This is a genomic window from Limosilactobacillus reuteri (assembly GCF_020785355.1).
GTDB lineage: Bacteria > Bacillota > Bacilli > Lactobacillales > Lactobacillaceae > Limosilactobacillus > Limosilactobacillus reuteri_I.
The window spans coordinates 1-285 of record NZ_JAJGVH010000022.1; the positions used below are offsets into that span (position 1 = coordinate 1).

Annotated in this window: 1 rRNA gene; it reads left to right on the forward strand. The window is 47.4% G+C overall.

Annotation, left to right across the window (positions count from 1 at the left end):
• Window positions 1–19: 19 nt before the first annotated feature.
• A 16S ribosomal RNA gene (locus LMB56_RS00155) occupies window positions 20–285 on the forward strand; the annotation flags it as partial.

Consider the following 285-nt stretch of genomic DNA (forward strand, 5'->3'; position numbering starts at 1 on the left):
ATTCAAGTTCTTATATATTTTATATGAGAGTTTGATCCTGGCTCAGGATGAACGCCGGCGGTGTGCCTAATACATGCAAGTCGTACGCACTGGCCCAACTGATTAATGGTGCTTGCACCTGATTGACGATGGATCACCAGTGAGTGGCGGACGGGTGAGTAACACGTAGGTAACCTGCCCTGGAGCGGGGGATAACATTTGGAAACAGATGCTAATACCGCATAACAACAAAAGCCACATGGCTTTTGTTTGAAAGATGGCTTTGGCTATCACTCTGGGATGGAC